2 protein-coding genes are annotated in these 6,054 nt (G+C 29.9%); both read right to left on the minus strand.

Annotated features, from left to right (window positions below):
* On the minus strand, window positions 1-3,148 hold a 3,148-nt coding region (locus Q5O29_RS08030), incomplete at its 3' end, for an immunoglobulin-like domain-containing protein (RefSeq protein WP_302631936.1).
* Between the two features lie 20 nt (window positions 3,149-3,168).
* On the minus strand, window positions 3,169-6,054 hold a 2,886-nt coding region (locus Q5O29_RS08035), incomplete at its 5' end, for a M60 family metallopeptidase (protein ID WP_302631938.1).

Genomic DNA, 6,054 nt, shown 5'->3' on the forward strand with positions numbered 1-6,054 from the left:
GAGCTTCTTTATCCTGTGGTTTCTCTGGAGTTTCTGGTTTTTGCTCTGGTACATCTGGCGTTTCAGGCTTTTGAGCTGGTACATCCGGTATTTCAGGCTTTTGATCTGGTTTCTCTGGAGTTTCTGGTACATCTGGTGTTGTATTATTCTGAGCTTCCTTTACAACTACTATTATCTCTAATGTAGCTGTATTTCCAGCACTATCAGAAGCAGTATATACAACTTTATATTTTCCAGATATAGTTGTATTTATACTTTCTACAACTTCATCGTCTTTAGTTATTATCTTTGTTACTGCTACATTACCTTCAACATTATCATATGCTGTTACTTCAGGCTCTACATATTCACTTCCATTTTCTAAAACTATAATTTTATCACCATTATACTCAAATACTGGTGCTTCCTTATCAGCTTCTAATACTTTAACTTTAACAATCAATTCTGATGATTTATTACCACTTGAATCAGTTGCACTATATGTTATTGTGTATAATCCTTCTACATTTGAATCTATATCTTTTACAACTTTACCACTTTCATCTTTTATTACATGTGTTACAGTAACATTTTTATCTAAATTATCCTTTGCCTTTACATCTGGCATTTTAAATTTAGAACCATTTTCAACTATCAATTGTGATGCACCATCATAAATAAGAGTTGGTGCCTTTATATCATTTTTAGTTAACTTATAAATTTCATTTTCAAATTCATCACTATTTGGCACTCTTACTGAAATATAATGTGACTCTTCATCAATATTAGCAGTTCTTAATAATTTAAATAAGCTACTCTTCTCTTTTAAAACTAATTTATATTCAATTTCACTTTCACTTATAGTTTCTTTATCTTGTAGCATAACTTTATATTCGTCTTTTGCAAGATTTAATAGTTCCTTTAATGAATCAATATTTTCTGTTTTATATATTACTGGTGATTCTTCTGTTCCTTCTCCACCAACTACAGTTATATCCTCTGGTAACTCCTTGAAGTCATGTGATACACTAAATGTAAATTCATCAAATGCTCCACTACCATCAACTGCACTTACTGTAACAGTTGCAATACCATATCCTTTTGCTACTAACTTAACACCATTTTCAGTTTTTTCAATTGCAATAACTTCTTCATTAGAACTATTCCATTCTATTTCTTTATTAGTTGCATTATCAGGTGTAACTGTTGCAGTTAATTCAATTTCATCATCACTCTTTATATAATGATTTAAGTTTTCTTTATTGTTTATAGTAACATTTGTTGCTAATATTTCAACATATTCTGTAATAACAATTCCACCTGTACTATTATCAATCTCTTTAGGAACTCTTACTTCTAAATATACTGTTCCAGAATTTCTAAATACAGCTTCCTTTTTAGTCATTTCAAAGCTATATTGAACATAATTTGAAAACTCTTTCTTAGTGCTAGTTATCTTATAATCTTTAGTTGCTTTACTTAATTTTTCATTTAATGAAGTTATTCCATCAGCATCTATAACTTGTACAGCTATTGATTCTTCCTTTGATGAACCTTGTCCACTATTAGGTAATTCTGCTGTACTTCCATTACTAACAACAATCTTTCTTGTAACTGTAGTTACTGCATTATCTGCATCTATTACTTTGATTTCAGCATCATATCTACCTTCTCCATTTATCTCTGGAACTGTAACACTTGTTGTGTAACTTGTTTCATCAGTTATATTAATTCCACCTAAAATCATTTCTTCTGTTACTACTGTTCCACTCTTTATAACAATAGCACTATCATTCCCTGATACTATTGGTGCTCTATTAACTCTTACTGTTCTTTGAAGCTTAGTAGTTTTGTTTCCTGAGTCAGTTACAGAATAATTTAATTTATATTCACCTGGTACTGCAGTATTTACTTTTCCATCTATAGATAATTGTGAAGTTAAATTTTCATCTCTATCATCAGTAACAGTTACTCCTGCTTTTGGATTAAAGCTTTCTCCTATATTAATAACCTTATTATCTGCCCCATTAATTACTGGTGCCTTATTAACTTTAACAGATACTTCTCTTTGTACTTCAGTAGTTTTTCCATACTTATCAGTTGCAGAATATGTTAATGTATATTTTGTATCTTCTTCTGGATTTAAGTTTAAATCTCCAGTTACATTTACTTGAAGATTTCTTCCTTTAGCATCTGTTGCAGTTACTCCTTGTAATAAATTAAATACTGTTCCACTTTCAATTTCAACTTTTTCAGCTCCTGTAATTGTTGGTTTTTCAAGTTCTGTATTATACTTTACATTTACCATTAATTTAATAGGCTCTGATTTTTCACCCATACTATCAACAGCATAAACTTTAAATGTATGTGTTCCAACTTCTTCCGAAGTAAATTCTGTTATAAGTGGTTGAGTATCTTCTTTACTTTCGTCAGTTACATTAGTAATATCTCTTACTTCTAAAGTGACTTCATCATTATCTTTGTCTGTCTTTTTTAATCCTTCTATTTCATTAAATACTAATTTGTCACCATCATATATATCTATAACATCTTTTTCTACTGTTACTTTTGGTGCTGTATTTAAACTTAAGGATTTTTCATTATAATTAACTGCTAAATTAGAATATTCTGTATTATCTTTTGCAACATATTTGAATAATTCATTAGTATTAGGAATTATATTATATGTTCTGTTATTAGAATCCTTTGCTTCTATTTCTAATGTAAATAATTCTACTTTATTTCCTGTTTTAGGTAATGCACTATCTGATGTAATAATAACATTTAAAGTATTGTCTGCTTCGTTATATGTATAATCTGTAAATATGCTATTTTTAGATGGCTTTTCACTTTCACTAGTTTTTGCCTCTACTGTTTTTGTAAGTAAATCAGCTATTTTATATGTTCCATCTTCATTAGATTTTATCTTTACATTTCCATCTAGCTTAATACTAAATTGCATAGATTTAGCTATATCTTGAATATTATCTAAAGATACCTTTACTGTATTACTAGTTAACTTTTCAACATCAAGATATACAGCTTCTTCTGAAGCTCTGTAAGTAGCTGCCTTCATTATCTCCGGAGCGGCATATATAACTGCCGCCGTCGAAGATATAGCTAATGCTGAGGCAATTGCAACTTTAACTCTTGTCCTTGCTCTCTTCATAAGTTATTCCCCCATTACTATTATCTATTTTCAAATGCTTTGTTCATTAATTCACCATTTATTTCCATTACTGTTGTATTTTCATTTTTAATTGCTCTTGCATTAGAACTATTAAACTCTATTTCAGGTAATGTGTTTAAATCACTTGGTAATTCATATAAGAACGTATCACTTACTAATCTTTGACCTACTGGTGCTCCATTATTATCTAATTTATTGTATCTGTAAAGTTCAGCTTTAATTGAAGTTCCTTCTATATTATCTACCTGACCTTTATCGCTCTCTACTTTTCCTTGATTATTAGGTTCTATCCAATAAATCCAAGTTCCCTTTGCCACTTCTGAAAGCTCTGAATTTTCTGGTAATGTAGCTAAAAGTATAGTATTTGCTTTTATTGCAAAGTTTTCATCATTTTCATTTAATACTAAAGGTATATTAAATGCAGGATTTCCTCTATACTCACCTGTTACAATTATAGACCCCTTTGGAATAACTTTGCCAGATTCATATTCATAATCAGATTTTAATCTACCAATTCCATTTTTAGATAATTGTTCATTATTATCTGTTCCAATTTCTATATTATCACCAGCAGCCGTTAATAAATCTAACTCTGCTATTGATATTTCAGAATTTCCTTTAGCAACTAATTTAACATATCTTGCATCATATGACCAAAGTTGTTGTGCTTCTGTTTTACCATCTTCGCTAAAATATACTGTTTGAGTAGTCTTAGTGTTGTCAAATGTTCCACTGCTTGCTAATGTCCAGCTATTTCCATCTAAACTTGTATACACTTCATATTTTGATATAGGTGTATATACCTTTTCTGTATTTCTACTGAATAGATTTCTAAATGAGAATTTCTTAGCAGTATTTTGTGGTGCTGTGTAAGTTAAACCTACTAATGAATTATTTTTATTTAAATCAATAATTACATATGGATCTTCGCTTCCATCTTTCATACCTTGGAACACTGTATCTGTATTATTGTCATTGATTCTCTTTATTACACCATGTTGCATTGTTCCATGACCACTATGTTCATCTCTTTCATCTTCATCATTAGTTGTATTAGTACTTAATACCCAATCAGTTTCAGAAATACTTCCATTGTGAGCTATTTTAAGTTCTCCTATAACTGTTTCTTCAGTTTTATTTAAATCATAGTCATAAGCAACAACCTTATATGCTACAACTCTATTATTTAATGTATCTATTGAATCAACATAAGTTGTTACCCCTGATTCACTTGTTCTGTCTCTTTCAACAAAACCTACTGGCGATTCCACAATACCTGTTGCTGTTGATTCTTTTCTTATAATTTCATATCCTAAAATCTTATCTGAATCTTTTGTTACACTTAAGTTTAATGGAACTTCCTTTTGATTTAAGTAAGATTTAGAAGTAATTTGATTTCCTTCATTATCTGTTCCAAAGTTTGCTACTACTGCTGTGTCCTTAGCCATAGTTTCAGTATTAGATGTATCTAATCTTCTTCTTCTTGCTTCATCATTTAAGTAGTATATAGCTCTTGTTTCTTTTTCATACTTCATTTCATCTAAATATTTATTAGTATTAGGGCTTGCTAATATTCCCCACTTCTCAAAGAACTCTCTTAAATCCTTTTGTGCTGCATCAGAAGCTCTCATGATAAATGTTTGTTCTACTGCATCATATCCTTCTTCCTTCGGTGCTGCTGCTTTCATTCTATTAGCTCTATATAACTTAGCATAGAATGAATCATTATTTGGATCTGTATCTTTATTATTTTCTAGCATTTTATAAGTTTCATTATTATCATATGCTAAATGTAATTGCCAATACATTCCTAGTTTTGCACCTATATCACTGGTTGCTCCAACACTACCTGATGTTACTTTGTCATACATTGTAGTATAAGTTCCATTTTCAAGTCTTGAATTTGCATTTCCATTAAATGTTTGTACAATTAATCCTAAAATATTATTTGTAACTTCAGCTTGAGTTAATCCTGCTACATCTTGAGTATGTCCAATTTCATGAGATATACCCCATCCATATAAACTACCTTCATTAGGATTAGTTATATTTCCTGTAGTATTAAACTTAAATGGTACACCTTGTACTAATCCAATACCAGAGCCTGCATCTATTCCAACATGATGAGAAGATGCATACATAAATGCTCCTGTAAACATTCTTTGATATTTTATATTTATACGGCTTCTTGGAGCTCTATGTTTGTTAAAGTATTCTTGTTCTGTTAATCCATCAATTAAACTAGCAGTATCAGATTTATTATTATCTATTTTTCCATTATTATTAAAGTCAATAGCTGTTTCTGTTACACCTTTTAATGAATATGAAATTTCCATAAGTTGTTCCCAAGCTAAAAGTGCATCATATAATCTGTCAACTTCAGCATTTTCATCTCCATTAAGACCTTGTGTAATACCTGTTAAAACTTCTGTTGCGCTAAGAGTTAACATTACTCTTTCACTTTCAATTTCTGTACTATTTAATACAGCTGTCTTTTCATCATATTTGTATTGATTATTTTCCTTATCTTCTACTGTTGGGTAAAGACTTGGTAAATCAGATACATATAATTTAAGATTTTTTATGTATTCTCTTATTAAATTCTTAGCTTCTTCTTGTTTGTTACTATCAGTTATTATATTATTTACATTTAAATGCGGAATCTTACTTCCACCACTTACACGCACATTTATTTTTTGTTGTTCATACCATCCTGAAACAGGTCTTATATATACATTTCCACCTTTTTCAACATCCATATTAAACTTACCACTTGGTACAGTTACTTCATTTTTACCATTTCCAATTTGTACAGTTCCTAAGTTCCATGTTCCACTTTCTGCATAGTTTTGAGTAAATAATACTTCATATTTGGTGTGTGCTCT

Source organism: Clostridium sp. CAG:265 (assembly GCF_000436575.1).
GTDB lineage: Bacteria > Bacillota > Clostridia > Clostridiales > Clostridiaceae > Clostridium > Clostridium lentum.